Raw genomic sequence first — 553 nt, forward strand, 5'->3', positions numbered from 1 at the left:
TAGTGCAACAGTACACGCGGCAGTTGGCGGAGCTCGTTCAACAACGACAGTAGACATGTCAAACACTTACCTGAACTGGGCAAAAGACAATATGCAGTTGAATGGTTGTATTGGACGCCAACATCGCTTTGAGCAAGCCGATTGTCTGCAGTGGCTTGAAAATGCAAAAGGCGAATACGACCTTATCTTTATTGATCCACCGACGTTTTCAAACTCAAAACGTATGGAAACGTCATTCGACGTGCAACGTGACCATATCAAGCTAATGACGAACTTGAAACGTTTGTTACGCGCAGGCGGTACGATAGTGTTCTCGAACAATAAACGTCACTTTAAGATGGATGAAGAAGGGTTGGCTGAGCTAGGACTAAAAGCTCAGAATATTTCATCGCAAACTTTGCCTTTGGATTTTTCTCGAAACAAACACATCCATAACTGCTGGTTAGTGACACACGCAGAGTAAAGAAACGATTGAGTATAAGGACGTATAAGTGCTGACATTGTATAGCACAGAGGGTTGCCATCTTTGTGAGATGGCATTTGCTCTAGTAAG

The 553-nt window shown here is 43.4% G+C and carries 1 protein-coding gene; it reads left to right on the forward strand.

From position 1 onward, the window contains the following. Positions 1-463: class I SAM-dependent methyltransferase (locus R7093_RS27350; RefSeq protein WP_318147299.1), on the forward strand; the 463-nt coding region annotated here is incomplete at its 5' end. Positions 464-553 lie beyond the last annotated feature (90 nt).

The sequence above is a fragment of the Vibrio sp. 1580 genome, from assembly GCF_033340055.1.